Annotated in this window: 33 protein-coding genes and 1 pseudogene; 29 read left to right on the top strand and 5 right to left on the bottom strand. The window is 48.6% G+C overall.

The window, feature by feature from the left end; genetic code table 11:
* Positions 1-187: 187 nt before the first annotated feature.
* The 17 genes and pseudogenes from HP435_RS16290 (at position 188) to HP435_RS16225 (ending at position 10,597) form a co-directional block, all read left to right on the top strand.
* Positions 188-598, top strand: coding sequence for a MerR family transcriptional regulator (locus HP435_RS16290; protein ID WP_063230129.1), 411 nt, complete (start codon positions 188-190; stop codon positions 596-598).
* Positions 599-632: 34 nt separating this feature from the next.
* Entirely contained in the window at positions 633-1,967 is a 1,335-nt protein-coding gene (glnA, locus tag HP435_RS16285) for a type I glutamate--ammonia ligase (RefSeq protein WP_122965289.1), read from the top strand.
* A gap of 116 nt (positions 1,968-2,083) precedes the next feature.
* On the top strand, positions 2,084-2,368 hold the full coding sequence (locus tag HP435_RS16280) for a DUF4376 domain-containing protein (protein WP_229049697.1): 285 nt from the start codon (positions 2,084-2,086) through the stop codon (positions 2,366-2,368).
* Positions 2,369-2,435: 67 nt separating this feature from the next.
* The gene (locus HP435_RS16275; RefSeq protein WP_173598853.1) at positions 2,436-2,810 is read left to right on the top strand and encodes a C40 family peptidase; all 375 of its coding nucleotides are present in this window, start codon (positions 2,436-2,438) and stop codon (positions 2,808-2,810) included.
* 237 nt (positions 2,811-3,047) lie between these two features.
* A complete protein-coding gene (locus HP435_RS16270) occupies positions 3,048-3,242 on the top strand; it encodes a hypothetical protein (RefSeq protein ID WP_173598852.1) in 195 nt (64 codons plus the stop codon).
* Entirely contained in the window at positions 3,242-3,358 is a 117-nt protein-coding gene (locus HP435_RS29100) for a CD1375 family protein (protein ID WP_255679063.1), read from the top strand. Before HP435_RS16270 ends, HP435_RS29100 begins: the two co-directional genes overlap by 1 nt.
* A 44-nt stretch (positions 3,359-3,402) precedes the next feature.
* Positions 3,403-3,537, top strand: coding sequence for a CD1375 family protein (locus tag HP435_RS29095; protein WP_254223122.1), 135 nt, complete (start codon positions 3,403-3,405; stop codon positions 3,535-3,537).
* 662 nt (positions 3,538-4,199) lie between these two features.
* A pseudogene (locus tag HP435_RS16265) lies at positions 4,200-4,600 on the top strand (holin family protein).
* Between the two features lies 1 nt (position 4,601).
* Positions 4,602-4,997 (top strand): N-acetylmuramoyl-L-alanine amidase, encoded by a 396-nt coding sequence (locus tag HP435_RS16260; protein WP_173598850.1) that lies wholly within the window; start codon positions 4,602-4,604, stop codon positions 4,995-4,997.
* On the top strand, positions 4,972-5,088 hold the full coding sequence (locus tag HP435_RS29290) for a hypothetical protein (RefSeq protein ID WP_370641078.1): 117 nt from the start codon (positions 4,972-4,974) through the stop codon (positions 5,086-5,088). The genes HP435_RS16260 and HP435_RS29290 overlap by 26 nt, the downstream gene beginning before the upstream one ends.
* Positions 5,079-5,246, top strand: coding sequence for a hypothetical protein (locus HP435_RS29285; protein WP_370641077.1), 168 nt, complete (start codon positions 5,079-5,081; stop codon positions 5,244-5,246). Before HP435_RS29290 ends, HP435_RS29285 begins: the two co-directional genes overlap by 10 nt.
* A 186-nt stretch (positions 5,247-5,432) precedes the next feature.
* Positions 5,433-5,909, top strand: coding sequence for a DNA-directed RNA polymerase subunit alpha C-terminal domain-containing protein (locus HP435_RS16250; RefSeq protein WP_173598849.1), 477 nt, complete (start codon positions 5,433-5,435; stop codon positions 5,907-5,909).
* 138 nt (positions 5,910-6,047) lie between these two features.
* Positions 6,048-6,221: a MerR family DNA-binding transcriptional regulator gene (locus HP435_RS16245; protein ID WP_340965192.1), complete on the top strand. Its 174-nt coding sequence runs from the start codon at positions 6,048-6,050 to the stop codon at positions 6,219-6,221.
* An 18-nt stretch (positions 6,222-6,239) separates the two neighbouring features.
* Positions 6,240-7,208, top strand: coding sequence for an arsenic resistance protein (locus HP435_RS16240; protein ID WP_173598848.1), 969 nt, complete (start codon positions 6,240-6,242; stop codon positions 7,206-7,208).
* 220 nt (positions 7,209-7,428) lie between these two features.
* Positions 7,429-8,679, top strand: coding sequence for an aminopeptidase P family protein (locus HP435_RS16235; RefSeq protein WP_370641106.1), 1,251 nt, complete (start codon positions 7,429-7,431; stop codon positions 8,677-8,679).
* Between the two features lie 303 nt (positions 8,680-8,982).
* Positions 8,983-9,573 carry a sigma-70 family RNA polymerase sigma factor gene (locus HP435_RS16230; RefSeq protein ID WP_122965348.1) on the top strand — a complete coding sequence of 197 codons (591 nt, stop codon included), beginning with the start codon at positions 8,983-8,985 and terminating at the stop codon, positions 9,571-9,573.
* The gene (locus tag HP435_RS16225; protein WP_173598846.1) at positions 9,548-10,597 is read left to right on the top strand and encodes a hypothetical protein; all 1,050 of its coding nucleotides are present in this window, start codon (positions 9,548-9,550) and stop codon (positions 10,595-10,597) included. The genes HP435_RS16230 and HP435_RS16225 overlap by 26 nt, the downstream gene beginning before the upstream one ends.
* Positions 10,598-10,903: 306 nt before the next feature.
* On the opposite strand, the gene HP435_RS16220 is transcribed toward HP435_RS16225, so the two are convergent.
* Positions 10,904-12,283 (bottom strand): MocR-like pyridoxine biosynthesis transcription factor PdxR, encoded by a 1,380-nt coding sequence (locus HP435_RS16220; RefSeq protein WP_173598845.1) that lies wholly within the window; start codon positions 12,281-12,283, stop codon positions 10,904-10,906.
* Between the two features lie 48 nt (positions 12,284-12,331).
* On the opposite strand from HP435_RS16220, the gene HP435_RS16215 reads away from it, so the two are divergent.
* From HP435_RS16215 to HP435_RS16185, 7 genes are all read left to right on the top strand, one after another.
* A complete protein-coding gene (locus tag HP435_RS16215) occupies positions 12,332-12,787 on the top strand; it encodes an FMN-binding negative transcriptional regulator (protein WP_338076096.1) in 456 nt (151 codons plus the stop codon).
* A 69-nt stretch (positions 12,788-12,856) separates the two neighbouring features.
* Positions 12,857-13,495: a LysE family translocator gene (locus HP435_RS16210; RefSeq protein WP_173596535.1), complete on the top strand. Its 639-nt coding sequence runs from the start codon at positions 12,857-12,859 to the stop codon at positions 13,493-13,495.
* Between the two features lie 65 nt (positions 13,496-13,560).
* A complete protein-coding gene (locus HP435_RS16205) occupies positions 13,561-13,950 on the top strand; it encodes a hypothetical protein (protein ID WP_173596536.1) in 390 nt (129 codons plus the stop codon).
* 327 nt (positions 13,951-14,277) lie between these two features.
* Positions 14,278-14,697 (top strand): MarR family winged helix-turn-helix transcriptional regulator, encoded by a 420-nt coding sequence (locus tag HP435_RS16200; protein WP_122965352.1) that lies wholly within the window; start codon positions 14,278-14,280, stop codon positions 14,695-14,697.
* 25 nt (positions 14,698-14,722) lie between these two features.
* Entirely contained in the window at positions 14,723-15,364 is a 642-nt protein-coding gene (locus HP435_RS16195) for a nitroreductase family protein (protein WP_173596537.1), read from the top strand.
* A 31-nt stretch (positions 15,365-15,395) separates the two neighbouring features.
* Entirely contained in the window at positions 15,396-15,692 is a 297-nt protein-coding gene (locus HP435_RS16190; protein ID WP_122965354.1) for a putative quinol monooxygenase, read from the top strand.
* Positions 15,693-16,486: 794 nt separating this feature from the next.
* Complete coding sequence (locus tag HP435_RS16185) at positions 16,487-16,864, top strand: hypothetical protein (protein WP_173596538.1); 378 nt, start codon at positions 16,487-16,489, stop codon at positions 16,862-16,864.
* A 420-nt stretch (positions 16,865-17,284) separates the two neighbouring features.
* Here the strand turns inward: HP435_RS16185 and HP435_RS16180 are convergent, their stop codons facing one another.
* From HP435_RS16180 to HP435_RS16170, 3 genes are all read right to left on the bottom strand, one after another.
* Entirely contained in the window at positions 17,285-17,923 is a 639-nt protein-coding gene (locus tag HP435_RS16180; RefSeq protein ID WP_173596539.1) for a FusB/FusC family EF-G-binding protein, read from the bottom strand.
* A 170-nt stretch (positions 17,924-18,093) separates the two neighbouring features.
* Complete coding sequence (locus tag HP435_RS16175) at positions 18,094-18,408, bottom strand: CD3324 family protein (RefSeq protein WP_255679262.1); 315 nt, start codon at positions 18,406-18,408, stop codon at positions 18,094-18,096.
* A gap of 284 nt (positions 18,409-18,692) precedes the next feature.
* Positions 18,693-19,262, bottom strand: a complete 570-nt coding sequence (locus HP435_RS16170) for a DUF4269 domain-containing protein (protein WP_173598843.1) — start codon at positions 19,260-19,262, stop codon at positions 18,693-18,695.
* A 126-nt stretch (positions 19,263-19,388) separates the two neighbouring features.
* Here HP435_RS16170 and HP435_RS16165 point away from each other — a divergent pair, with 126 nt between their 5' ends.
* Complete coding sequence (locus HP435_RS16165; protein ID WP_122965360.1) at positions 19,389-19,874, top strand: DUF456 domain-containing protein; 486 nt, start codon at positions 19,389-19,391, stop codon at positions 19,872-19,874.
* 46 nt (positions 19,875-19,920) lie between these two features.
* On the opposite strand, the gene lexA is transcribed toward HP435_RS16165, so the two are convergent.
* On the bottom strand, positions 19,921-20,544 hold the full coding sequence (lexA, locus tag HP435_RS16160) for a transcriptional repressor LexA (RefSeq protein ID WP_063228476.1): 624 nt from the start codon (positions 20,542-20,544) through the stop codon (positions 19,921-19,923).
* A gap of 312 nt (positions 20,545-20,856) precedes the next feature.
* Here lexA and HP435_RS16155 point away from each other — a divergent pair, with 312 nt between their 5' ends.
* The 4 genes from HP435_RS16155 (at position 20,857) to HP435_RS16140 (ending at position 24,222) form a co-directional block, all read left to right on the top strand.
* Positions 20,857-21,192: a cell division suppressor protein YneA gene (locus tag HP435_RS16155; RefSeq protein WP_173596542.1), complete on the top strand. Its 336-nt coding sequence runs from the start codon at positions 20,857-20,859 to the stop codon at positions 21,190-21,192.
* Between the two features lie 92 nt (positions 21,193-21,284).
* Positions 21,285-21,482: a DUF896 domain-containing protein gene (locus HP435_RS16150; RefSeq protein ID WP_063228478.1), complete on the top strand. Its 198-nt coding sequence runs from the start codon at positions 21,285-21,287 to the stop codon at positions 21,480-21,482.
* 96 nt (positions 21,483-21,578) lie between these two features.
* The gene (crcB, locus tag HP435_RS16145) at positions 21,579-21,944 is read left to right on the top strand and encodes a fluoride efflux transporter CrcB (RefSeq protein WP_173596543.1); all 366 of its coding nucleotides are present in this window, start codon (positions 21,579-21,581) and stop codon (positions 21,942-21,944) included.
* A 37-nt stretch (positions 21,945-21,981) separates the two neighbouring features.
* On the top strand, positions 21,982-24,222 hold the full coding sequence (locus HP435_RS16140; RefSeq protein ID WP_173598842.1) for a HelD family protein: 2,241 nt from the start codon (positions 21,982-21,984) through the stop codon (positions 24,220-24,222).
* Positions 24,223-24,264: the final 42 nt, after the last annotated feature.

The following is a 24,264-nucleotide window of genomic DNA, read 5'->3' as shown; positions in this document are numbered from 1 at the left end:
ACTGTGCGCGGACGGTAATGCGAAAAACAACCATTGAGACAGGCATGTCGTGGGTTCCATACGGGGATAACGTGGATTTTTTCAAAAGAGGTAACTTTCTTGCGTAATATTTTCTAACATCCGTTGACAGTGTTTGTGCTTTTGCATAAAATAAAGCATAAGGAAAACGATAGAGGAGGGACAAGTCATGAGTGATGACCTTCGCCGGAATATGGCCCTCTTTCCAATTGGGATCGTCATGAAGCTGACTGATCTCACTGCGAGACAGATACGCTACTATGAGCAAAATGACCTGATTCAACCGGCTCGCACGGAAGGAAAGCAGCGGCTTTTCTCCTTCAATGATGTAGACCGACTGTTGGAGATCAAGGAACTGATTGAAAAAGGGCTCAACATTGCAGGGATCAAGCAAGTGTTGAAATTGCAAGAGCCTGTCATGGAACCGACGGAAATTTCTACAACGTCCGAAGTGAAGCGCAAGGACATGTCTGACAAGGAACTGCATCAGCTGCTAAGGCAACAAATCATGTATCGCAATGCAGCCCGCCCAGGCGAGGACGCATTGATTCGTGGAGAGCTTTCCCGCTTCTTCCACTGATATAAAGTTGTGAGAGAGACAGGAGGAGAGAAATGTGAGCAAGTACACAAGAGAAGACATTATGCGATTGGCCCAAGAAGAGGACGTGAGATACATCCGTCTGCAGTTTACCGACCTGCTGGGGATTATCAAAAACGTGGAGATTCCTTCTTCCCAACTGCCGAAAGCATTGGACAACAAAATGATGTTTGACGGTTCTTCTATCGAAGGTTTTGTTCGTATTGAGGAATCGGATATGTACCTGGTACCGGATTTGGATACTTGGGTTGTATTCCCGTGGGGTAACGAGCATGGGAAAGTTGCACGTCTGATCTGTGACATCTATATGCCAGATGGCTCTCCATTCGAGGGTGACCCTCGCTACATTTTGAAACGCGCGCTGAAAGAAGCAGAAGAAATGGGCTTCTCCGCGTTTAACGTGGGACCAGAACCTGAGTTCTTCCTGTTCAAGCTCAACGACAAAGGCGAACCTACGCTTGACCTGAACGATCAGGGTGGCTATTTTGACTTTGCTCCACTCGACCTCGGCGAAAACTGCCGTCGCGATATCGTTTTGACGCTGGAAAAAATGGGCTTTGAAATCGAAGCTTCTCACCACGAAGTGGCTCCAGGTCAACACGAGATCGATTTCAAATACGCAAATGCTTTGCAAGCAGCTGACCAAATCCTGACGTTCAAGCTGGTTGTCAAAACGATTGCGCAAAAACACGGCTTGCATGCGACATTCATGCCAAAACCGCTGTACGGCGTAGCCGGTTCCGGTATGCACGCGAACCAATCCTTGTTCCGTGGCAATGAAAATGCTTTTTATGACGAGACAGACGAAATGGGCTTGAGCCAAACAGCGAAGCATTACCTCGCAGGTATTTTGCAGCATGCTCGCGGTTTCACAGCGATCACCAACCCGTTGGTGAACTCCTACAAACGTCTGGTGCCTGGCTATGAAGCGCCTTGCTACGTGGCATGGTCCGCGAAGAACCGCTCTCCTTTGATCCGTATCCCTGCCTCCCGCGGCATGGGAACTCGCATCGAGGTGCGCAGCCCAGACCCGGCAACAAACCCATACCTCGCTTTGGCTGTCATGCTGAAAGCAGGCTTGGATGGTATCAAAAACAAAGTGACTGTGCCGCCAGCCATCGATCGCAACATCTACGTGATGACTGAGCAAGATCGCGAAGCAAACGGCATCGAAAACTTGCCAGCAACATTGAAAGAAGCAATCGAGTGCCTGAAAGCCGATCCAGTGATCTGCGAAGCGCTGGGCGAGCATGCACTGATGCACTTCATCGAAGCAAAAGAAATCGAGTGGGACATGTTCCGCACACGCGTTCACGACTGGGAGCGCGAGCAGTACATGGCTGCTTATTAAGAAGTCCAAACCCCTTGTGCCTCATGGTGCGAGGGGTTTTTTGTTTTGGTGGGGGCGGGTGTAAAAATCGCCTCACCCACAAGCGCACCCACAAATCACTCATAAATCTTCTGCATATGGTCTTCAAATTTTCTCGTGAAGGGCCGAACCGGGAGTGCTTCAAGGCGATTTACACAGGCTTTACCTCTGCGTCGACCGGACGCCAGTTCTGTTTCAACGAGGAAGACCAGGCAAACTTCAACCAGCAGAGCACGCTATTTCTGTTGAAACCTGATCTTGCCGAGACGCAATGGAAAACGGAAGACGCGGGCATCGTCAGCCTGACGCGGGAACAGTTCATTGAGGTGGTGCTGGAGGCAGGGCAGCATAAGCAGGAGCAAATCGCTAGGTACTGGACCTGAAAGCTCAGGTCGAAGCTGCTGAAACAAAAAACAAGTGAAATCTGTCAACTGGTAGGAGGTCGAGCGCATGGACTTGAAGCGCTTGGACCTTCTTTTTGTATCTGGTCGCTCGCCTTTGGCGGGGGCTATACAGTGGTTTACTGACTCACCATACAGTCACCTTGCTATCGTGCTGGATGACATGCACATTGCGGAGATGGATTGGCGGTTTCCATTGCAGCGGCACCACAATAATTATCCACCGTGGCAATGTGACGTGTACCGATATCGCGGCGAGCTGACAGCGGCGCAGGTTGCTACAATGACCGAATTTATCCAGGCGCACATCGGGACGGTGGACAAGATGTTTGCGGCAGCGGGCATCAGGCTGAGGAGCGGCGATATCGGCAAGGTTTCGCCTGCTGATTTGGCACGGTCAAGCCTGCTGCAAAGAGTCGCGTAGCTTTACATGACAACAAGACCGAGAGCCAGTCCCGAACAGATCGGGGAAATTTTTGTTCCCGGATGAGGGGGGGATAGGAACATGAATTTTGACGGCATGATCATAGTTATTACAGTTGTGTCTGGACTTACAGGCATTGCGTTGGGGTGGATTGGCCGGGTCAGGACGGGATCAGTCAGGATGGACTGATGCCACGCAACGCGTCCACGTCTATGGATACGGAGGTGCTTTTGACTGATGAAGTTCAGCAATCAAGAGTCCATCACGGAAATTCGCAAAAAGCAGCAGGAAACGCCGGAACAAAAGATTGTCAGGCTGGAGGCAGAGCTGGTCGCCGAAAAAAATGACAAGCTCACAATCATGGAGGCAACCGCTCAACTGTATGAAGAGTTGCTGATGTTGAAAGAGCAGATGCCAGGAGGGACGGCATAGTGGCAGCAATTTACTACAGTTTGATCAAGGCAGGCAGGCGGGAGATGGAACAAGTTCCCGCGCATCTTCGAGAGGAAGTGCAGGCGATGCTTGATGCTGAAATCAGCGCTAATTAATCTTGGCATCTGGTTCGTATCTTTGGGGGGGAGGTGAGGACATTTTGGTAGCGATCTACGTTGCTCTGATCGTCGCTGGCCGCCGCATATACAACAGTGTGTCGGTTGGCTTGAAACCAGCCGTAAAAGAAGACCCGGAAGCATTGGGGCTAGGCACTGAAGGTAAGCCTTTGGTGTAATGCTCCATTCGTTGAAAGGGGTGTTTTTTATGGGGGCGGCTAATGTGGCTCCCTATATATTTGTCGAAAACAATTTGTGTCAATGCAGACATAATTGGTGTACGATAAAAACGCCCATTGTGAATTTTCTTTCTTATCCGTTGATGGAACGCCGTGTGCGATGAAAGTCGCCTGCACGGTGTAGGCTCGAACGAAAACCCTCGTAAAGAGAAGGGAATAAGTCGAGAATAGCACACCAATATTTAATCTTGGAACAATGTTTGAAGATGGAGCAGCATTTGGTCCACAGGAATTACCATACAATCACAATCTCAGTGCAATCTTCCTGGATCAAGCGAATGGCCCTGGTACGGTTACATTTTCGAACGCAAGAAGCAGTGATCCTGCTGTAGGAAACCCTAGAATCCAACATGGTGCGATGAATGTATCGTTGATCGTAGATAAGGTTGGAGTAGGGGAAACAACGGTATCATTTGATTACACTGACATCACTGGCGTCACCCGCACACACTCTTGGGTTTTTAAGTTTAATTAATATCTTTGCTTCCATCAATGGCCCTCGGGAAATCCCGGGGGTATTTTTTATCAACTAGACCATGAGCCAGCCCCGAGCCGACCGGGGCAATTTTTACTGCACCGAGGGGAGAGAGGAAGAAGAGCGAATGGACAACTTTATCAAAGCAGGAATTGCTATCGGAGGCGCAGCAGCCTCTTTTCTTTTTGGCGGCTGGTCAGCATTGCTCAGTGTGCTACTCGCATTCGTCATTTTTGATTTTGTCACTGGCTTGATTGCAGCCGGAATGGAAGGAAAGTTAAAAAGCAAGGTCGGTATGATCGGCATTGCGCGGAAGTTGTTCATTTTTTGCATGGTCGCGATTGCCCATCTGATCGACATGTCGCTTGGTGACCAAAATTTCATCCGCGACGCGACGATCTTTTTTTACCTGGCAAATGAGCTGCTAAGCATTATCGAGAACGCGGGACGGGACGCATTGGCCTGCCCGTTCCGGAATTGATTAAGCGAGCAGTAGAGGTACTAAAAGGGAGAGGGGAAGGGAAATAACATGCAAATCACAGAAATGCTACTCACGAACCCAACGGCCAGACCAGGTACAAAGATGGTCCCGAAAGGACTGGTCATCCACTGGACAGCCAACGAGAAAAAAGGCGCCGATGCGGTAGCAAACCGGAACTACTTCAACAAGCCGACGACAGAAGCCAGCGCTCACTACATCGTGGATGACTGGCAGATCGTCCGGTGCTTGCCGGAAATTGAAATGGGCTACCATGTCGGGGGGAAATCGTACAAGTCAGGCTATCGCCACTCGGGAAACCGGGCGTTTTTTATTTGCAAGTTTCCCAGTTGTTCGAATGAGAACAAATGTTCTTTTTTAGGGGGCGAACTTGTCGGCAGGAGAAGGCTTTGGCCGACAGATGAAGCTGGCGGAAGCGACGAATGATGCCATGGAGCTGTATGAGGCAGCCTGCCGGTTGTTTGCAGTATCGGGATCAACCTGGAACAACTCGTTTCCGATCATGCCGTGCAGCTGAATTTGTTCACAGACAACCACAAACGCCGTTCGCTCGCCCGGACGATCGATGAGATTCGTACGCGGTTTGGTACGGACGCGATTTTGCGGGCAGCCTCTGTCACGGAGGCTGGTCAGGCGAAAGAACGCGCGCGCAAGATCGGGGGGCACTATGAGTGAAAGAGACGCGTGTCTCTAGAAAAGATAACGTGTTTGCAGCCAGTTGATTTGTACTGGCCGGATCAAGCTGGTAAACGATGAGGACTGGCAGTGGATATCGATAGATGCTACCATGTCTGTCCGTTCATAGCCTTACCCTGCCGGACATAGTAAACTAGAGTAAAATGAACAAGGCGGGGCTATTTAATGAAAAAAAAGCTGGTTTATATTATGGGTGTTAACGAGGCATCCGAAGCCTGGGAGCTTAACAATGACACGATCAGAGAACTATGCAAGAGCGGTAAAATCGTCGCTGCACCAATTGACGACACATGGGCTATACTTCGTGAGCAATCAGAAGCAACCTTGCAACTGATCGAGGACATTCGGAAGAAAGAGAGTCTGTATCATGTTGCTGCAGATTCACCTGATGAGCCAATCATCAATTTATTAAAGGATATCGTACTACCTTTAGATCAGCCTATCGAAACGATCTTTGAGTATGACACTGGTCGCCTTTCTACACGAGCTATAAATGCACTGAGAAGAGTTGGCATCAGAACAGTACGCCATTTGGTTGAATCCACCTTTAATCGACTTTGGCCTATTCGAAATTTGGGCAATCGTGCTCTGATGCATACTTTTCATGCATTGAAGCAAGCAGCTACAATCCCGTCACCTTGACTTGGTGACGGGGAAACCCCTTGTGCCTCATGGTGCGAGGGGTTTTTTGTGCTCCATTCTTTGCTCATTTTGTCTACATCCTTTGCCTTAACGAGATATAATGGAATCATAAAACGTAAAGTTCACTTTAAGTCAAGGATGGCCGTTATGTCAGGGCTTAGCATTGGTCAATTGGCTGCAAAAGCAGAATTGAGCGCATCGACACTTCGTTATTATGAATCTGTTGGATTGCTGCCAGCGCCTGAGCGAAAAAACGGTCAGCGCCGCTATGATGAATGTTTGCAGAAGATAAACAATACGGGGGCGTGTTAGAAAGGGGCAGTGCGAGAAGTGATTGCAAGAGAGCAATTAGAAAAGCATCAAATATGGCTATATGCTGCTGTATTAATGATTGCTGCCGGATTTGGCTTGTTGTGGCCGGAATCGAGCAAAAGTTTCGATCAGATGATTTCGATTGTACTCGCCATTTTAATGTATGGCATGTTTGCGCAAATTCCTTTTTTTCGTTTAAAAGCGGCGTTAACAAATCGAAAGTTCATCTATGCACTACTTATTACGAATTACATAGCCGTACCTGTTCTGGTGTGGGGGTTAACCCTGTTTCTTTCAGCCGATCCAGCGATCCTGCTAGGTGTGCTTCTTGTTTTGCTCACGCCCTGCATTGACTACGTGATCGTTTTTACACATCTTGGGCGCGGGAACGAAAAGCTTGTTTTGGTTTCAACTCCCATCCTTTTTGTCACCCAAATGCTCTTATTGCCTGTTTACCTATGGCTGTTTATGGGCAAGACAGCGGCTGAAATCGTGAGTGTCGGGCCTTTTTTTGAAGCATTTTTAGGACTTATCGTTGCTCCGCTGTTACTTGCTCTGCTTACACAATGGTGGGCACGGCGGCAGCCAAAGGGAGAACGTTTCCTTGATGCGACTGCATGGCTTCCAGTACCTTTTATGGCTCTGACTCTTTTTGTTGTCGTTGCATCACAAATCGCTAAACTATATACCTCTTTTGAGTCTATTGTCCAAGTGGTTCCCGTCTATGCAGCATATATGGTCATTACGCCGATTGTTGCTCGTATCGTTTCTCGTCTGTTCCGTTTAGATACCGGAGCGGGGCGGGCCCTTATTTTTAGCGCAGCAACTCGTAACTCGCTTGTCGTTCTTCCCTTTGCACTGGCGCTACCAGAACCATTAAACGGGGTGGTGTCTGCTGTCATCGTAACGCAAACGGTTGTAGAACTTATCGGGGAGCTAGTATACATTCGGCTTATTCCAAAGGTGCTTTTGCGAGGGACGGATTGAAAACCGAAAGCATGTTCCGCACAGGCATCCACGACTGGAAGCACGGATGAGGTAACAGGTTGGCACCTCAAAAAAGCTTTATTGCAAAATTCGTTTCCCAAATGCTAAAAATATCCTAAAATATTGATAATTGATCAAGAGCCCTTTTACACAACTAAATCAGACCATGCAGAAACTCACAAGCGAACAAGCGAAAAGAGGGAAACAAATGACAACAACCATGGATTCAAAAGAGTTCGTCAATCGCCGTCAAAAACTCGCGGAAAAAATGCCTGAGCATAGCGTACTGGTCCTATTCTCTGGGGTTGCCAAGACGCGCAGCCAAGACGATAAATACCCGTTTTCACCGAACCGCAACTTCTACTATCTCACCGGCATCGGGCGCAGCAACCTCATTCTCATGATCACGAAACGCGCGGGCATTGTGAGCGAAACGTTATTTCTCCAGCGCCCAAATGAACTGGAAGCGAAATGGACAGGCGCCGTCTTGGCGGATCAAGAGGCAAAAGAGCTGTCTGGTATCGAACACTTCGACTATCTCGATGAGTGGCTGGAGGCTTTTGCGACTTTTGTGCGGCGTTGCGAAGGTCAGTGCTCGCTCTATCTTGACTTGTATCGTTACCAGTGGAGCGATGAGCAGACCCTTGCAGAGGCTTTTGCTGAAGACGCGCAAAAGAAATACAAGACTTTGCAAATGCAGGATGCAGGCCCGTGGCTGAAAGAACTGCGCATGGTAAAGAGTCCGGCAGAGATCGAAGAAATCAAGCGTGCGATTGCGATCACAGATGAAGCCATCCGGCGTATGTGGGCGCATTCACGTCCTGGGATCATGGAATATGAGCTGGAGGCGCACTATGATTTTGCGTTGAAGTCGAACGGGGTGCGCGAGCTGCCGTATTTGCCGATTATTGCGAGCGGCATCAATGCTACTGTTTTGCACTATGAGGCGAATAATCAGCGAGCGGAAGATGGTGACCTGGTCCTGCTCGACCTTGGTGCGGCATCGAACTACTATGCGGCTGATATTTCGCGTACATTTCCCGTGAATGGCCGCTTTACAGAACGTCAAAAAGCGATTTATCAACTCGTGCTCGAAGCCGAAATCAAGACTATCGAAGCCGTGAAACCGGGTGTCACGCTTCAACAACTAAACGAGGTCACGAAACAAGTATTGGCGGATGGCCTGTTGCGTCTCGGTCTTATCCAAGACAGCAGCGAACTGTCCAAATACTACTACCATGCCGTGTCGCATCACCTTGGGCTGGATACGCACGATGTTTCGGACTACAGTGCTGTCATGCAGCCTGGTATGGTGATCACGATTGAACCTGGCCTGTACATAGAGGAAGAAGCGATTGGCATTCGGATTGAAGATGATGTGCTAGTCACCGCAGATGGCTATGAGGTGCTCTCAGCGCAGATCCCGAAGGAAATCGCAGAAGTGGAATTGCTGATCGGGAAAAAGGAATAGCGAACGCTTGCCAGCCAGATGGCATCGTAAGCAAGGCATCATGCAAGCATTCGTCTAATACGCGAAACGGGAGGGCGTCAGATTCGCACCAACACAAAAGGTGTGATCTGGCGCTTTTTATTTTGCCGCTGCCAAGCGCGTGGTTCGCATGGAAGCGGCGATGAGCCAGGATGCATGAGGCGATAGGAACGTAACCGGATAGCAACTGACGCTTTTCTTTTGCAAAATGCCAAACGGACCGAACCTTTTTGGGCAAACGAGACAATATAGGGTGTAAGCTGCTTACTCAGGAGGGCCCTCTGAATGCAAAGGGAATACATGTACGAATTGCTCGCGAAAATGAAAGAAGGGAATCGACAGGCGTTTCATGCGTTTTATGACGCAACTTATCAGGATGTGTACCGGACAGTCTCCTTTCTCGTGGATCATCCGCAAGATCGGGAAGATGTCATGAACGAGATTTACATGCAAATGTGGACCTCGCTCGCGAACTACGATACGAACCGGCCTTTCCACTTTTGGCTGCATGGCTTGGTCGTCCGCCAAGTACAGCGATTTCGGGTCAAACGCTGGCGGAGATTCCGAATTTTTGAGCGCGTCCGCGTTTTCTTTCGGGACGAGAATCACTGGGACCAACCGACTGTGCTGATGGATGGAACGAATCAAATGATAGAGCAGGCCATCCAAAAGCTGACGGACAAACAGCGAACGGTGATTATCCTCCGCTTTTTTCACGACTATACGCTGGAGGAAATCGCGGTCTTGCTGCAAATTCCGCCGGGTACAGTCAAGTCCAGATACCATGCGGGTCTTGAGGCGCTGCGAAAATACGTACGGAATCTCCCCCCGGAAAGGATGGAACAGCTCAATGCTTATGGAACGCAAAATTCGTGAACATCTCGAGCAAAAAGCAGAAACGATGGAGTGCCCGCCGGCCATTTCCAGACGAATCGAACAATCCTATTCTCACTATTTGCAACAAAAAAGGAGCGGAATAACTATGAAAAAACGATTGATAAGCGGTATCGCAGCCGCAGCGATTTTGATTCCAACGGCAGCATTTGCAGCCCCAGCCTTGATTGAAATTTTGACCCGAACACCGATGACTGCCGAACAAGTCCAAGTAGATGAAGTCGGCAAGGCAACACTTGAAAAGCTGTATCGTGCTTTTCCAGAGACAAAATCGTTTGCGATTATCGACGCCAGCAACGTTCAAGGTGTCCAAACAAGCATCACTTTGCAGGACAAAAGCGGGAGCGGCAAAAAGTTTACTCTTCATACAAACAGCCGTACGGGTACGATTGAACACATCATCCAGGAAAATGACGGGGGATCTGAGGAAAAGCCGCTGATTGCTTCCACCGAGCAGGAAATCAAGGCGAAAGTAGACGAGCTGCTGAATAAAATGTACGGCAACATCAGCGAGTACGAGTTTGCTATGGAGCAAATGGAGAACGCGGAGCAAAAAACGCTTATGCTCAATTACAGCAAAAAGGGAGCGAAAACCCCGTTCTACCAAGTATTTGTTCAGGGCAATACGATCAGCGCGTCGCTAATTGGAGGGGAAACGACACCTTCCGCCGCGAAAGTAGAAGGCTTTTTCACGATGAACGGCCAGCCTGATTATACTGCCGATGCTTTTTTCAATGATGAAAAGCTGTTGTCTTTGCTAAAAATGAGCGCAGCCGACTTAAAACAGGAACTGGCAAAAGGGAAATCGGTTGTGGAGATCGCAGCCGCTAAAAATATCTCCAAGCAACAAGTAATAGATGTCATTGCAACAACGCAGGTTGAGGTGCAAATGCAAGGGGAGAACAGCAAAGCAGGCAGCCATTCCAAAGAACAGATGCTGAAAGCGATTGAGCCAAAAGTATTGCAACTGATTGAGCGCAAAAATGAAACATCGAGCAAAAAATAGCAAGCTCGGCACATAAGGTTGGGAGATATCGCGGGAGAAGCGAAATGACATTTTGCCAGAACCAGCAGCAATAACAGGATCAAAACCAGAAAAAACGCTTAACGAAGCTGCGCTACCAGACATTCGTTCACGGCATTACCAGTAGCGTACGAAAACTTGAACTTAAAAAGGTGACCCGGAAGAGGCAGCGCTAGCAAAAAGTGCTCCTCCTGCGGGTCACTTGCGTTTTCATCAACAATTCGAATGACCGATGGTGTCACGGGGCAAAGGAGGGCGTTTGCAAAAATGGCACCCCAGTGATTTGTGCTATAACCAAGCCCGTTTTAACAACTCCACGCCAAGCTTGACTTCATCGCATGACAAGTTGCTGAACCCAAGTCTAATGATAGGCTCTGCGGTCTTGTTTTTCAAAAAATAGAGGGAAGTAGGATAGACTTTCACTCCCAGAAGGGAAGCTTGCTGAATGAGCCATTCCTCTGAACGCTCCAAGTGCACTTTGACCAAGACGTACAAGCCAGACTGCTCGCCAATGACAGTGATGTTGTGCTGGAAATGATTCCGTAATTCAGAAACGAAGTGCTGCATTTTGCGCTTATAAACAAGCCGCATTCGTTTAATGTGGCGATTCCATTCGCCTTCTTCCATAAATTTTGCCATAGCGAACTGGCTCAGCAGCGACGTCGTGCTCTCGAAATGTGCGAAGTGCTTTTTATAGCTGTCTAGCAGTGGCTGCGGCAACACCATGTAACTTAAACGTATGCCTGGCAGAAAGCACTTGGAAAAATTGCCAAGGTAAACAACTCTCGCGGAATCGATGGAAGCGAGAGCGGGGAATGGCTGTTGGGTATAGCGAAATTCACTATCGTAATCATCTTCAATAATGTACCCTTGCCGCTTGTTTGCCCAATGGATCAGCGCATGCCTTTGTTGAATGGTCATGCTTACTCCGTATGGACTGTGGTGGGACGGAGCCACATAAATTAATTTTGATTTCGTATGTGCCAATTGGGAAAAATCAGCGCCTGTCTCATAAACGGGTAACGTTTCCAGCGTAAAACGATTTAATTGAAAAGCTTCCCGAGCGCCATCATAGCCAGGGTCTTCCACAATGATGCTTGAGAAATCACGTTTCAGGACAAGACTTAAATACAGCAGCATTTGTTGGGTACTGCTTCCGATGATAACGGCATTCGGATCTGTGCGTACCCCGCGAGACTGGAGCAAGTAAGCTGCGATTTGTTCGCGCAAACACCGTTCGCCAAAAGGTTCTCCGTAGCGATAGGTGTCTTTTGCCGTTAAGATTTGATTCGAAATTCTTCTCCACGCTTTTACAGGGAAGTGCGTCTGATCGACGACATCTGCGCGGAAATCAATGCGAGCAGCTGGTATCGGCTCTGCTTGCCTGTGATGAGGCGTGCTGTGAGTTGCTTGAAATAAAAGGGGCTCTAGCTCATTGACAAAATACCCTTTTCGACCTTCGCTACGTACATACCCTTCGGCAACAAGCTGTTCATAAGCCAGCAAGGTCGTATTGCGGCTGACATGCAAAGAATCGGCAAGCTGGCGGATGGAGGGCAAAGGCTCACCCGCCTTTATGTCGCCTTGCTCAATAAATGCTTTAAATTTTTCGTAGATTTGTTTGTATTTAGGAGAGTGATCCTGGAAGGTAAAAATGGTATTTTTCATCTATATCCCTTCTGACATGTACATTTACTCCGTATTGTATCTTTTTTTATGTCAGTTTGTATTTTATTGTTTGCTCATCGGGCAGTTATTTTGCATACAGAAAGGATGAGCATGGTGTACACTCCGAAGCAATATCGCATGAATCATGATGAGGCGGTTCAAATGATGAAGACTTCCCCGTTTGCCTTGCTGATTACGGTGGAGCAACAGCGCCCGTTGGCTACGCACATTCCGGTGGAGATTCGCGAAGAGGAAGGGAAAATTTATGCCACGGGGCACATCGCATACGGCAATACGCAGAAAAAAACGTTGAAAAACAATCGTGATGTCTTGCTGATTTTCCAAGGACCACACACCGACATTCAAGGGGCAGCCAAAATGAGTCAAAATCGCAACAACACCGATTACAAATCGATTGTGGGAGAGCTTGAAAAGTCAAATGATCAAGAGGAAAATCTCGTTGCTGAATGGCTGCGTGAGCAACGGAAAGAGTTATTTAAATAATTGGCCTGAAAGTGCTTTACGCAAGCCCAAGCAGATCGTGTACAAACATACAGCAAGGAGTTGCAAGTCATGGAATTTTCAACGGTTTGGCTGTTTGTAATTGCTGCCGCTACCTTGTTAATCATACCTGGACCTGCTGTGTTCTACATTATGGCAAGAAGTATAGATCAAGGCAAAAAAGCGGGCTTGGTATCGGTTCTCGGTGTATCTTTTGGTGGTTCTGTCCATGTGATCGCGGGAGCAATCGGAGTTTCTGCGATCCTGATGACGTCAGCAACAGCCTTTCATATCGTGAAATACGTGGGAGTTGCCTATCTGGTCTATCTCGGGTGCAAGACTTTGTTTTCCAAAGCGGATCGAACAGACGCAGAGATACCAAAAGCCCCTCGCAAACAGTTAGGGAAGATTTTTTGCGAATCCGCCATCGTGGAAGTCATGAATCCGAAGACAGCGCTCTTTTTTCTAGCCTTCTTTCCGCAGTTCATCTCACCTTCTGCTGGCTCCGTTACCGTACAGTTTTTGCTTTTGGGAGCGATATTTTTGATCCTGGCTTTGATTAGCGATGGGCTGTATGCGGTTCTCGCAGCAAGTATTCGCAAGCGGATTGTGGGCAGAACAGCGAGTTCCAGGTTAGTGAAGCGGATAACCGGCTATTTTTATATGGTTCTAGGGATCATTTCCGCCTTTGCCAGTCCTGCCAAAACATAAGAGCATGATCGTGTTGTGACGCAACAAATGACGTTTCTGCCAAAAATGAAAGGGAGAGATCAAGGATGCCTAGATTTATCGCGGAAGATGACTTTTGGTCGCTATTTCCCCAGGCCAAAATAGGCGTCGTTATTTGTCAGGGGATTGATAACTCTATCAAAAACGTTGAAGTTTACGAGAAGCTGCTACAGGAAGCAGGGAAAGAAGCGCAGCAATTCCTCAAGTTGGAGGAATTGAGCAGTAATCCGGTCATTTTGGTTTGGCGCGAGGCGCAGCGGACGATGCTAACCGAAAAGACGAAAAATGCTTTCCTCTGTATGGAATTAGTCGATGAAACGAGAAGCGATGAGTTTCATAGAGCGCTAAAAGAATTGTCTGATCTCGTCTCCCGCCATCTTGGCGGTACGGTGAAGCTGGAAGTATTGGACATCCATAACAGGGAAATGGCCATTTGAAACTAAGTGTTAAAGACGTGGAATCAGGATGTTTTTCAACCGAGATAGACAAACATGCGGCTGCGTCCCGCATAAAAGAAAAGCTTGTCAGAACTCTCAATCGACCTCGCTTCGGCGGGGTTTTTGCGTTAGGCAATGCCAAAAAACAACGCGAAGCATATTTGCGCCAGGCTAAAAGTTGCAATGGCGAGTGCATGATGGTATATTAATTGAGGTATCAATGATTGATGGGTCAAGTAATTGTCAGCCACTAACTGCATGCTGCTGAATTTGCTCATCCACACGCATGATCCGTATCGATTTACCAGCCCCCGGGAGGCATTTTTCATGACATACAAGGAGTTTGAAGAAGAACAAATTCTCAGCTTGCTCATTGGTTTAACCAATAAAATCAGCCCGAAATTCGAGCGCTGTACCGGAATCAGTTCGACTCGTCTCGCGATCTTGCAAATGTTGTGCGAGCGAAGCGAAATCAATCAGTCCCAACTGCAAAAGCACATCGACATCGATGGTGCGGCCATTACACGGCACTTGAAGCAACTGGAAGCGGATGGCATGGTGATTCGCTACAAAAATCCAAATGATAACCGCGAAACGTTCGTGCGCTTGTCCGACGAAGGGATCGAGCGGATTGAAGGGTACAAAAGCGAGAAACGGATTTTTATCCAGCAGATTTTGGCGGGATTCAGCGAGGAAGAGACGCGGGTCCTGGCTGATTTTCTCAAACGGATGCAAAACAACATTTGATCGATCAGAAAAGGAGTCTGTTACTATGGTGCGCACATTGCAAAAGACAAACGATTTTCGGGAAATTACATTTGGCCGTCGCTCTGTCAAACTGTATGACCCGGAAGTCAAAATCAGCAGGGAAGAGATGACCGAGATTTTAGCCGGAGCGACGCGTGCCCCATCTTCGGTCAATATGCAGCCATGGCGTTTCGTCGTGATCGAAAGCAAGGAAGGGAAAGAAAAGCTGGCCGAGCTGGCTCGTTTCAACAAGACGCAAGTGCTCACTTCGTCTGCGGTCATTGCCGTATTCGTTGACATGAACAATGCCGCATACATGGATGAGATTTTCGGAAAAGCGGTCGAGCTTGGTTACATGCCGCAAGAAGTGAAAGATATGCAGCTGCAAGCGGTGAAACCGTACTACGCGAATCTGTCGGTTGCTGATCTGCGGGACGTCAATTTTATTGATGCGGGACTCGTATCGATGCAACTGATGCTCGTTGCCCGTGCTTTTGGCTATGACACCAATCCGATTGGCGGCTATGAAAAAGAGCAAATCGCCGAGGCATTTGATCTGGACAAGGAACGCTATTTGCCGATCATGTTAATCAGCATCGGCAAAGCGGCGAAGGAAGGGCACTCGTCTTATCGATTGCCGGTGGAGACAGTGACCACCTGGAAATAATCCAACTACGTTTTCGAAAGGGAGAAAAAACATGCTGATCATTCATGCGCATCTGCAAGTAATTCCTGCACAGGAAGAAGCATTTTTGCAAGCGGTCAAAGGGCTGGTTGCTGCCAGCCAGGCGGAAGCAGGCAATCTCGGATACGTTCTGATGAAAAGCACAGAGCAAGAGCATTGCTATACGATGGTCGAGAAGTGGGCGGATGCTGCGGCAGTAGCGGCGCACAATGCAAGCGCTCATTTTCAGGCGTTCATCAAGCAAGCACCAGCTTTTGTTTCGGCACCGATGGAAGTGGAAGTATTCGCAGGCGAGCCAGTGAAGCTGTAAATCAGTCTGGAAAAGAAAAACAGCAAGGGTGATCCTGGGAGCTGACTCCAGGTGATCAGCTTTGCTGTTTTTTTGCATGACGGGAAGACATTGCGGTGGAAAGCATAGACCCGAAAAAAAAGACCCCACTTCTGGGGTGTAAATCCAATGACCCGTTGATGGAGGGGAGTTAGGAAACGCTTATTTCGAAGCAATCTGAGACAGTCCCACCTTTTCCGTCATGAGCGGTGACTTTCACGATAGCGTAATCTGAATGACCCGAAATGGTATGGAATACAATTTTTCCATAGTTAGGGCTAGTAACGACATCGTTGAAAGTGTAAACAAAGCCCGATCCCCGTTCAAATTGAATGGTAAAAGTCAGGCTATCTTCATCGGGATCAGCAAAATAATCGGTAAGGGAAACAGCCTCATGGGTTCCGGTAGGAGGGATAGCGAGATCAGGTATTCCCGAGCCTACAACAACCGGGGCTTGATTGCTATTCTCGACTTCTTCCCTGCTGTTTTGGAGGGATTTCGTTCGAGCCTACACCGTGCAGGCGACTTTCATCGCACACGGCGTTCCATCAACGGATAAGAATGGAGGAAAAGGAACAACGGGCACTATCATCGTACACCGCCTATGTCAAAATTTACACCTTTTCTTTCCATTTCACCCCAAAAAGCAAGCAATCACCAAAAGTTTGGGGAAAAGTATCCATTAAGACACAGGAGTCGTAATACATATAGACCCAGGCAATCTCGGTTCACAAGATGGAGAACAGGTCCGGAAAGATTTGAAATGGGGGGGTCTGATGAAAAAGCGGTTAGTAGTAAGCGGATTGATCCTTGTCTTTGCTTGCGCTTTCGTATTCGACAACAAACTTTACTATCCGCCACTCCCAATAGAAAGTATGAGCAAAAAAGCGGTGATAGAAAAGCTGAATGACTCTGACAAACCAATCGTTACATTATCGAACGAAAACGGTCAACAATGGTATATCATACGCGAACGAGATGCATCCGCAGCTGATGAGTTGATTAAGAAAATGGTCAGTCAAAAAGGATGGACGTTCCGACAAAAAGAAGGTAGTGGCCTCTTCTTTGAAAAACAAGGAGAAAATTTGATTGTAACTACCCAAAAGTGGACGGGTGACTATGTGTTAGTGAAAATTCCGGCCCCTTTTTCATGACTAAACGCGGTTCGCTTTCCGGTTATTTATGAGGCTGTCTGCTTATGAGTGATGAAGAGATAAAAAAATTAACCCCTACCTAACTTTCGATAGGAGACGGCAGAGAGGCAGGCAAAGTATAGTAAAAGTACCCGAAAGGAACATCCTCGCTTTAGTTGATGGACGCCATCTTCGATGAAAATCGCCCTCCTCGTGGCGTATCCTGTGTGGAAGGAACCATCTCTCCGTGCACCTTCCACACAGGAAGCGGGCTTATAATGGATTCCATTTGAGAGAATCAGATACAACCTCTCGCCCGCTTGCCATCAACAACCCCTTGAGCTGCACGAGGGGTTCATTTTTTTGCCAAAACAGCTCCTTGTTCATGAATGAGAACAAGGAGCTGTCATCGTTTTTGCCCAGAAAGTTGCTGTTGGTCCCTCATTTGATCATGAGAGCTAAAAACTCGTGCAGTTTATCCAAAGAGCGGATGTTTTGATTGCAGGTTGTGCTGTCTTGGCATAAATAGTTTCCTTTTTTCAAATACGTGCCGTCACTTGAACCGCGTGCTTCCAGGACGAACATGCCGATGTCGGAAACTTTGTTGCAGATGGCACAGATGCCTTTCTTCGCCATTGGCGTAAAAGTGCCGTGGATACCGATCAGCTTGTCGGGGTAGTTGGCGATGATAAATTTTTTATCAGAACCGTTGTCGAACCAACTGATGTACGACAACTCGGCATACGGAAGCTCGGCGGCTACTGGTGGCTTGAGCTTCTTGATCTTCGGGTACATTTTTTTGATCGCTTGCTCGGTAACGGTGGGAAACGGAACAACATAAGGCGACAAAGACAGCAGAAACTGTTTGGATTCGTTCTTTTCTTTCAGCGAACGGATTGGCGCAAGTAGTTGTCTTTGTTCGTCAGAAAGATCAGCGAACAGCTGAAAAACCGCTTCCTGCGCAATGTCTTTTCGTGCCCGGATGACGTTCAAATCCGTGCTGCCCGTATACGCATTCAACAAGTTTTGCACCTGCCATTTGATAAAGTTGTAGTGGTGGGGAAAAATAAACGGTTGCATGTGATCGTGTACCTCCTGTATGTGTCCGCTGCGCTGGTGGAAGAACGCAGCAGTTTTGTCTCTTTTACTTTAAAAGCAAACGGCTGCGCTTGATAGGGAAAGAACGATTCTAAACAAAACTCGGCATAGAAGAAGCACTGATCGTCTTGGGGACAGATCAGTGCCTGAGTCTATTTGACATATACGATTTTTTTGATCGTTTCGATCGAGAGAAAGTACTGTTCGGCCAGCTGTGGAATGGACACGCCTTCGCGAAAAGCGTTGCGGATCAGGTTGTTCCTTTCATCCAGCTGTTTTCTTCCGCCAGAGCGGGTTCCCCATTTATAATGTGTGGTTTTTAACTTCGGGATATAGATGGTTTCCCCTTGCACATACTTCTGGATTTCTGCAATCAGGCTTTCTGGCAGCATATTGGCTGCATTCGCATATTTCATTTTCGCTCGCTCCTTATTTTGGCATTCAAATAAGGGGCAAAGCCGGAAAATAAAAAATGAGATACATAACGGTAGGCGATGTATTGTCTAAACGACTGTCCACCTCATGCAAAGTATCGCCTTTTTATTTCCAGGCTTTGCATGAGACGCTGCAGTATCTGGCAAACTGAATCCATTCACCAACCATACACCCCCTCGATCACGATTCATACCTTCCTGTGCAGTACGCAAACTCTGCGCAGTTCCTTCCATTATAGATCATCTTGCAGCGATTTTCATGCGCAGATGTTTGCGAGCGCTTTGCCAAGTTACTCAAAAAACACGATCTTTGCGGCTTATCGGCCGACGATCAGGTCAAGCAACTGATCATCTGTCCATGGCTCCAGCGCAAGCAACGCTTGGTACGGGTCAGCTCCCGGGATGTGAAAGTAGGAGGCAAAAGCTGGCTCTGTCTTCAAGCCGTTTTGTTTGAGCTGGCGGATGTGCTGCCGCGCTTTCGGTCCTGCCAGTTGCAGCAAGCGATGTTCGATGATCATGTGCCGATACGCGTTTTGTTGTTCGACGGGGCGCGGTTGGGCAAAAAGCTCGAACCAGAAGCCGTGGGCAAAAAAGGAGACAAGACATGTGGGCACAGCTTGTACCGGCATGCGGGCTTCCTGGTATCCTTCGCAGTCTGCGTAAAAGCTGCGGGCGATCTCGGCGAACAGCTCAAGATCGTAGCATTCGCAGACGATGTCCAAATCACTGTCGCCAAGATCGATGTCGAGCGGAATCGTTCCGGCGAGCACCGGATCAAAAGCTTGCAGGCGTTGCAAGACCGCGCTTTGTTCGATGGCTCGTGCGGCTGTTTGCTGTTTTGCTGTACCGTTTTGCAAATAGGTGAGATCACGCCAGTTTCTCGTCATAGAAAACTCCTGTTTCCTTCGGTATTTGCAGATGTTTGTCGCAACAAGTATGATAGATTCGCGAAAACAAGTGTGCAACAAAAATCGCTTTTGCTCGTATTACCTATGTGAGGGGAGTGCATGCAGATGGATATTTTACTCTGGATCGTTGTTTTGGTGCTATTCGCGCTCAGTATTGCAGGTATATTTTTGCCTGTGTTACCCGATACGATTTTGCTGTGGGCAGGCTTTTTGCTCTACCACTTTTTCATAGCAGATCCGGGAGCGGGGTTGCCAGCGTCCTTCTGGTGGGGAATGGTGGTATTCAGTATATTGCTGTACGGCGCTGACTTGTTGACCAACATGTATTTCGTGAAAAAATACGGCGGCTCCAAATGGTCATCGGTGGCGGCGGCCGCAGGGATTTTTCTCGGGATTTTCGTGTTTCCGCCATTCGGGATGATCGTTTTGCCGTTTGTCTTCGTCGTGCTGGTAGAGCTGTTGGTGCAGAACCAGCCTTTCGAGCGGGCGGTCAAAGCGGGCTTTGGCTCCCTGATCGGCTTTTTGGGAAGCGCAGTAGTCAAAGTAGTGTTGCAGGTGACCATGATTATCTGGTTTTTCCTCGCCAGATAGAGAGAAAAAAGGACAGCGATGGCTGTCCTTTTTGTATGTCGCGAAATTAGTGAATGAGGCGGTAGACGCCGATGACTTTGCCGAGAATGGAAACGGCGTCCAAAATGATCGGTTCCATCGTGGCGTTCTCAGGCTGGAGACGGAAGTGGTTTTTTTCTTTGAAAAAGCGCTTGACGGTTGCTTCGTCTTCTTCGGTCATGGCGACAACGATATCTCCGTTGTTTGCTACATGCTGCTGGCGCACGATGACGTAGTCTCCGTCGAGGATTCCGGCGTCGATCATACTGTTTCCGGACACGCGCAGCATGTACACCTTGTCTGAAGTCACGATATTTTCTGGAAGCGGGAAGTATTCCTCTACGTCCTCAATCGCCGTGATCGGTTGTCCGGCGGTTACTTTCCCAATGACAGGAACGCGGACAACGGAGTCTTCGAAGTTGTCCTGGAAGCGATCTTCTTCAGACAACAGCTCGATCGCGCGCGGTTTGGTCGGGTCGCGGCGAATCAGGCCTTTCTTTTCCAGGCGGGCCAAGTGGCCGTGTACGGTAGAGCTGGAAGCCAGTCCGACAGCTTCGCCGATTTCGCGCACAGATGGAGGATAACCTTTGTCGCGAACTTCCTTCCGAATGAATTCGATGATGGCTTGTTGTCTGCTAGATAATTTTGACATAAAAAGACACCCCTGATTTCTCGAACATATTTTCCTATATTATACCATGGGAGCTTGCGTTCGACAAACATAAGTTCGATAAAAAGGCGAACAGGAATTTTTGCCCGAAAGAACGTTTCTTGTCGAATGGTTGGTGCGAGCCAGAAGCATGGCTGTTCGCGGATTGTCCCATACCAAAAGGGGAATTGGCCATCTTGCCGTCACCTGCGTGAATTTTGCAAAGGGGCAGGTTTTCGTATTGACATGAACATATGTTCTCATTTATGATTGGGGTACGAACTTATAGAACGTATGTTTGTAGGAGGTTATCCCATGAATGTCATGTCTATTCCTAACCGTTTTGAAAAAGAATCGTCCCGTCGCGTCCGTTTTGGTATTACCAGAGGCCAAGCCCTGTTGTTCCTGATTACGTTTTCTCTCTTTTTTTACTTGTTGACCGAACTGGTGTTTGCTTCTTCGCACGCTGAGCCGCTAAAAGGAACAGAAGTGACGGTTCGCGACGGTGACAGCTTGTGGACCATTGCAGTCCGCCATCAAACGGAGACGGTCGATGTACGCGATCTGATCCAGGATATTAAAGAGGCGAACGATCTGCAGAGCAATCTGATTTATCCGGGACAGACCTTGCTCATTCCCGATCCGAAATGATAGAAAGCACTTGCCGGTTCGTCTCCATCTTGCGAGTTCGCCCTGATGTGATATAATTAAACGGCATTACTACTGGGTGGGAGGAACCGTACGTGGTATCTGACGCGGAAATCAAACGAATCAACGAACTGGTCAAAAAATCGCGCGAGGTTGGTTTGACCGATGAGGAAAAGCAAGAGCAGCAAGCTCTGCGACAAAAGTACATTGATGCGGTCAAGGCATCGCTGAAAGCGAATCTCGATTCCATCCGTTATGTGGAAGATCTTGAAGAGAATCGTCCCAAACATTAAGCTCACTTGTATTGATAAGGCAGACATCCTTGCTTGACGCTCGGGTGTCTTTTTGTTCCTTATGACTATCAGGTATTCGACAGAGGAGGAAAACAGATGGCGTGGGTGGCTGTAGCGGTAGGCGGTGCTGTCGGTTCATTGTTTCGCTATTGGTTGTCTTTGGCGGCGAATCAGCCGGGGTGGCCAATCGGCACCTGGTTAGCCAACATCATCGGCTCATTTTTGATCGGCGTGTTGTTTGTGATCGGCAAAGAGCGGGGAGGCATTTCTCCCGAAGTGTATATTTTGTTTACCACAGGGGTTATGGGTGGCTTCACGACGTTTTCCACCTTTTCTCTGGAGGTTGTTTCTTTTTGGGGCGACGGGCAATGGCTGCGCGGGACGCTGTATGCACTCGCGAGTATCGTGGTCGGGCTGTCCTCATGCGCCGTAGGGATTTGGCTTGCCCGGCAAATGCAATAATAAAAAATAATGGATAAAGCTGAGAGGGGGGATGGGTGTGAGTACCCAGCACCGCGATTACGAAGCAGAACAAAACAAGCTGAAAGAGACGATTGCGCTCATTGACGACGAGATTGTTCAACTGCGTGAGGAAATTAACGAAGCAACCGATGACTATGTGAAACAGGTCGTGAACTACAACAAGGCCAAAGATTTGCGGTATCTGGAAGATCACGGGCGAGACAAACCGTATTTCGGACGTGTGGATTTTCTCAAAGACGAGATTTACGAGCTGGATCAGGTGTATATCGGAAAACGCGGAATTGTCCGCAGCGATACGTTCGATTCGATTGTCGTGGATTGGCGAGCGCCCATTGCCAGTCTCTATTACTCCGGAGAGAGCAAGGATGCGTTTTACCGGATGGGGCGCGAGATTGTTCGCGGAGAGGTGCGGTTGAAGCGCAACTTTGCGATTGAGGACGGAGAGATTGTCGGGATTTACGATGGAGCGGTGAAAGAGACGATCAATCGGGAAATGGGGCATCCGGACGAGTTTTTGCAGGAAGGTTTCATCGACGAGTTTTTGAACGCGAATTTGAATATGGCCAATGACAGTCGCTTGAAAGATATCGTGGCGACGATCCAGTCAGAGCAAAATGAGATCATCCGTGCGGAAAAAGATCGGCCGATCGTCGTGCAAGGGGTGGCAGGTAGCGGAAAGACGACCATCGCCCTGCATCGGCTGTCGTACTTGATCTACAACTATCAGGATACGATGATGTCGAAAAAATTCATGGTGTTCGCGCCAAACCGGATGTTTCTTACGTACATATCAGAAGTGCTGCCTGAACTCGGCGTCGATGATGTCCAGCAGTCGACATTTGTGGATTGGGCGGCGCGGCTCGTCAAACCGCTCATGCCAAAAGGCTGGCGGATCGTCAGTCCCGACAAGCCGTTGCAGCTGTTTTTTGAGGAAGGTCAGGATCAGCGTGAACAGGAGATTACTCGCAACAGGCTGCGCTTCAAAGGCTCACTGGCGTGCAAGGAAGCGATGGAGCAATACATTCGCTACGTGATTGAGACGAGAATCCCTTTCAAGAAACTGAGTTTTCTTTACAACAAAACAAAGCAAGTCTTCTCCATTCCGGGAGAGACGATCCGGCAATTTTTCCTGGAGCAGTTCGGGGCGTTGCCGTACCAGCGCAGGGTAGACGCGCTGCGCAAACATTTGAAGCAGGAAATGAACAAGCAGCTGTTTTCGCATTTGCGTGAACGAAAAGTCGATCTCGACAAGCAAGGGCTGGCCAAATTTGAAAAAATGCTGGAACAGATTTTGGATACATACCTGGTCAGCTTTCCACGTCTGGATATTTTTGCGGCGTATCGGGAGTTGATTGCAGAGGAGGAATTGCTGCGCAAGCTTGCTCCGGCTGCGATCCCGGACGAGGTGATCCGTGATGTCAGCACCTCTTCTGCCGCACTGCTGGAACAGGAGCGCCTGGAGCCGGAAGACATCGCGCCGCTACTGTACTTGCAGCATATTATCGAGGGCATGAACAAAGCGGAGCATTTTGATCATACGGTTGTCGATGAAGCGCAAGATTTGAGCGCATTGGAGGTTGCGGTCATCGGGCTTGCGACGAAGCGAAATTCCATGACCATCGTTGGCGACATTGCCCAAGGCATCCACAGCTATCGCGGCATTCACGCGTGGGAAGAGCTGACGCAAGGCATTTTTGAGCAGCTTCGTCCCGCCTACTATACGCTGGCACAAAGCTATCGTTCGACGATCGAAATCATGCAATGCGCCAATGAGGTGCTGCGACAGATTGATCTGCCGGAGACGGTTCTCGCCAAGCCGGTTTTGCGTCATGGGGAAAAGCCGGTGATGGTTCATGCTCATTCAAGAACCGAGCTGTGGGACGATATTCGTTCGCGAGTCGCCGCCTTGCAACAGGAAGGCTTTCAAACGATTGCGATTGTCACCAAAACGATTTTGGCGAGCAAAAAGGCGCACAAGGCTCTTGCCGAAAGTATCGCCGATCTGACGCTTCTCGGCAGCAAGGACAACCAGTTTCCGGGCGGCGTAACGGTAATGCCAGCTTATTTGACGAAAGGCTTGCAGTTTGACGCCGTGATTTTGCTCGATGTTGCATCTTATCAAAACAACGAGTGGGACGCGAAGCTGTTGTACGTGGCGATGACAAGACCTGTCCACCGGCTGGTGATGACGCAGATGGCAGGCGAAGAAGCGCCGCTTTTAGCTAACCTCGCACAAGAACTGTATACGCAGGCGTGAACAGGAAAAATCCCCTCTGACTGAATAACAGCAGAGGGGATT

This window comes from Brevibacillus sp. HD3.3A, assembly GCF_013284375.2.
Taxonomy (GTDB): domain Bacteria; phylum Bacillota; class Bacilli; order Brevibacillales; family Brevibacillaceae; genus Brevibacillus; species Brevibacillus parabrevis.
The sequence above is the reverse complement of the archived record's forward strand: the minus strand, read 5'-3'. Positions and strand labels throughout refer to the sequence as shown.

Coding starts and splice junctions, on each gene's coding strand:
- HP435_RS16270 (WP_173598852.1), top strand. CDS start 3,048: ATGAAGTTCAGCAATCAAGAGTCCATCACGGAAATTCGCAAAAAGCAG.
- HP435_RS16215 (WP_338076096.1), top strand. CDS start 12,332: ATGTCAGTTTGTATTTTATTGTTTGCTCATCGGGCAGTTATTTTGCAT.
- HP435_RS16280 (WP_229049697.1), top strand. CDS start 2,084: ATGGTCTTCAAATTTTCTCGTGAAGGGCCGAACCGGGAGTGCTTCAAG.
- HP435_RS16180 (WP_173596539.1), bottom strand. CDS start 17,923: ATGCAACCGTTTATTTTTCCCCACCACTACAACTTTATCAAATGGCAG.
- crcB (WP_173596543.1), top strand. CDS start 21,579: ATGGCGTGGGTGGCTGTAGCGGTAGGCGGTGCTGTCGGTTCATTGTTT.
- HP435_RS16275 (WP_173598853.1), top strand. CDS start 2,436: ATGGACTTGAAGCGCTTGGACCTTCTTTTTGTATCTGGTCGCTCGCCT.
- HP435_RS16165 (WP_122965360.1), top strand. CDS start 19,389: ATGGATATTTTACTCTGGATCGTTGTTTTGGTGCTATTCGCGCTCAGT.
- HP435_RS16260 (WP_173598850.1), top strand. CDS start 4,602: ATGCAAATCACAGAAATGCTACTCACGAACCCAACGGCCAGACCAGGT.
- HP435_RS16245 (WP_340965192.1), top strand. CDS start 6,048: ATGGCCGTTATGTCAGGGCTTAGCATTGGTCAATTGGCTGCAAAAGCA.
- HP435_RS16195 (WP_173596537.1), top strand. CDS start 14,723: ATGGTGCGCACATTGCAAAAGACAAACGATTTTCGGGAAATTACATTT.
- HP435_RS29290 (WP_370641078.1), top strand. CDS start 4,972: ATGAAGCTGGCGGAAGCGACGAATGATGCCATGGAGCTGTATGAGGCA.
- HP435_RS16235 (WP_370641106.1), top strand. CDS start 7,429: ATGGATTCAAAAGAGTTCGTCAATCGCCGTCAAAAACTCGCGGAAAAA.
- HP435_RS16230 (WP_122965348.1), top strand. CDS start 8,983: ATGCAAAGGGAATACATGTACGAATTGCTCGCGAAAATGAAAGAAGGG.
- HP435_RS16220 (WP_173598845.1), bottom strand. CDS start 12,283: ATGAAAAATACCATTTTTACCTTCCAGGATCACTCTCCTAAATACAAA.
- HP435_RS16170 (WP_173598843.1), bottom strand. CDS start 19,262: ATGACGAGAAACTGGCGTGATCTCACCTATTTGCAAAACGGTACAGCA.
- HP435_RS16290 (WP_063230129.1), top strand. CDS start 188: ATGAGTGATGACCTTCGCCGGAATATGGCCCTCTTTCCAATTGGGATC.
- lexA (WP_063228476.1), bottom strand. CDS start 20,544: ATGTCAAAATTATCTAGCAGACAACAAGCCATCATCGAATTCATTCGG.
- HP435_RS16190 (WP_122965354.1), top strand. CDS start 15,396: ATGCTGATCATTCATGCGCATCTGCAAGTAATTCCTGCACAGGAAGAA.
- HP435_RS16205 (WP_173596536.1), top strand. CDS start 13,561: ATGCCTAGATTTATCGCGGAAGATGACTTTTGGTCGCTATTTCCCCAG.
- HP435_RS16155 (WP_173596542.1), top strand. CDS start 20,857: ATGAATGTCATGTCTATTCCTAACCGTTTTGAAAAAGAATCGTCCCGT.
- HP435_RS16200 (WP_122965352.1), top strand. CDS start 14,278: ATGACATACAAGGAGTTTGAAGAAGAACAAATTCTCAGCTTGCTCATT.
- HP435_RS16210 (WP_173596535.1), top strand. CDS start 12,857: ATGGAATTTTCAACGGTTTGGCTGTTTGTAATTGCTGCCGCTACCTTG.
- HP435_RS16185 (WP_173596538.1), top strand. CDS start 16,487: ATGAAAAAGCGGTTAGTAGTAAGCGGATTGATCCTTGTCTTTGCTTGC.
- HP435_RS16225 (WP_173598846.1), top strand. CDS start 9,548: ATGCTTATGGAACGCAAAATTCGTGAACATCTCGAGCAAAAAGCAGAA.
- HP435_RS16250 (WP_173598849.1), top strand. CDS start 5,433: ATGAAAAAAAAGCTGGTTTATATTATGGGTGTTAACGAGGCATCCGAA.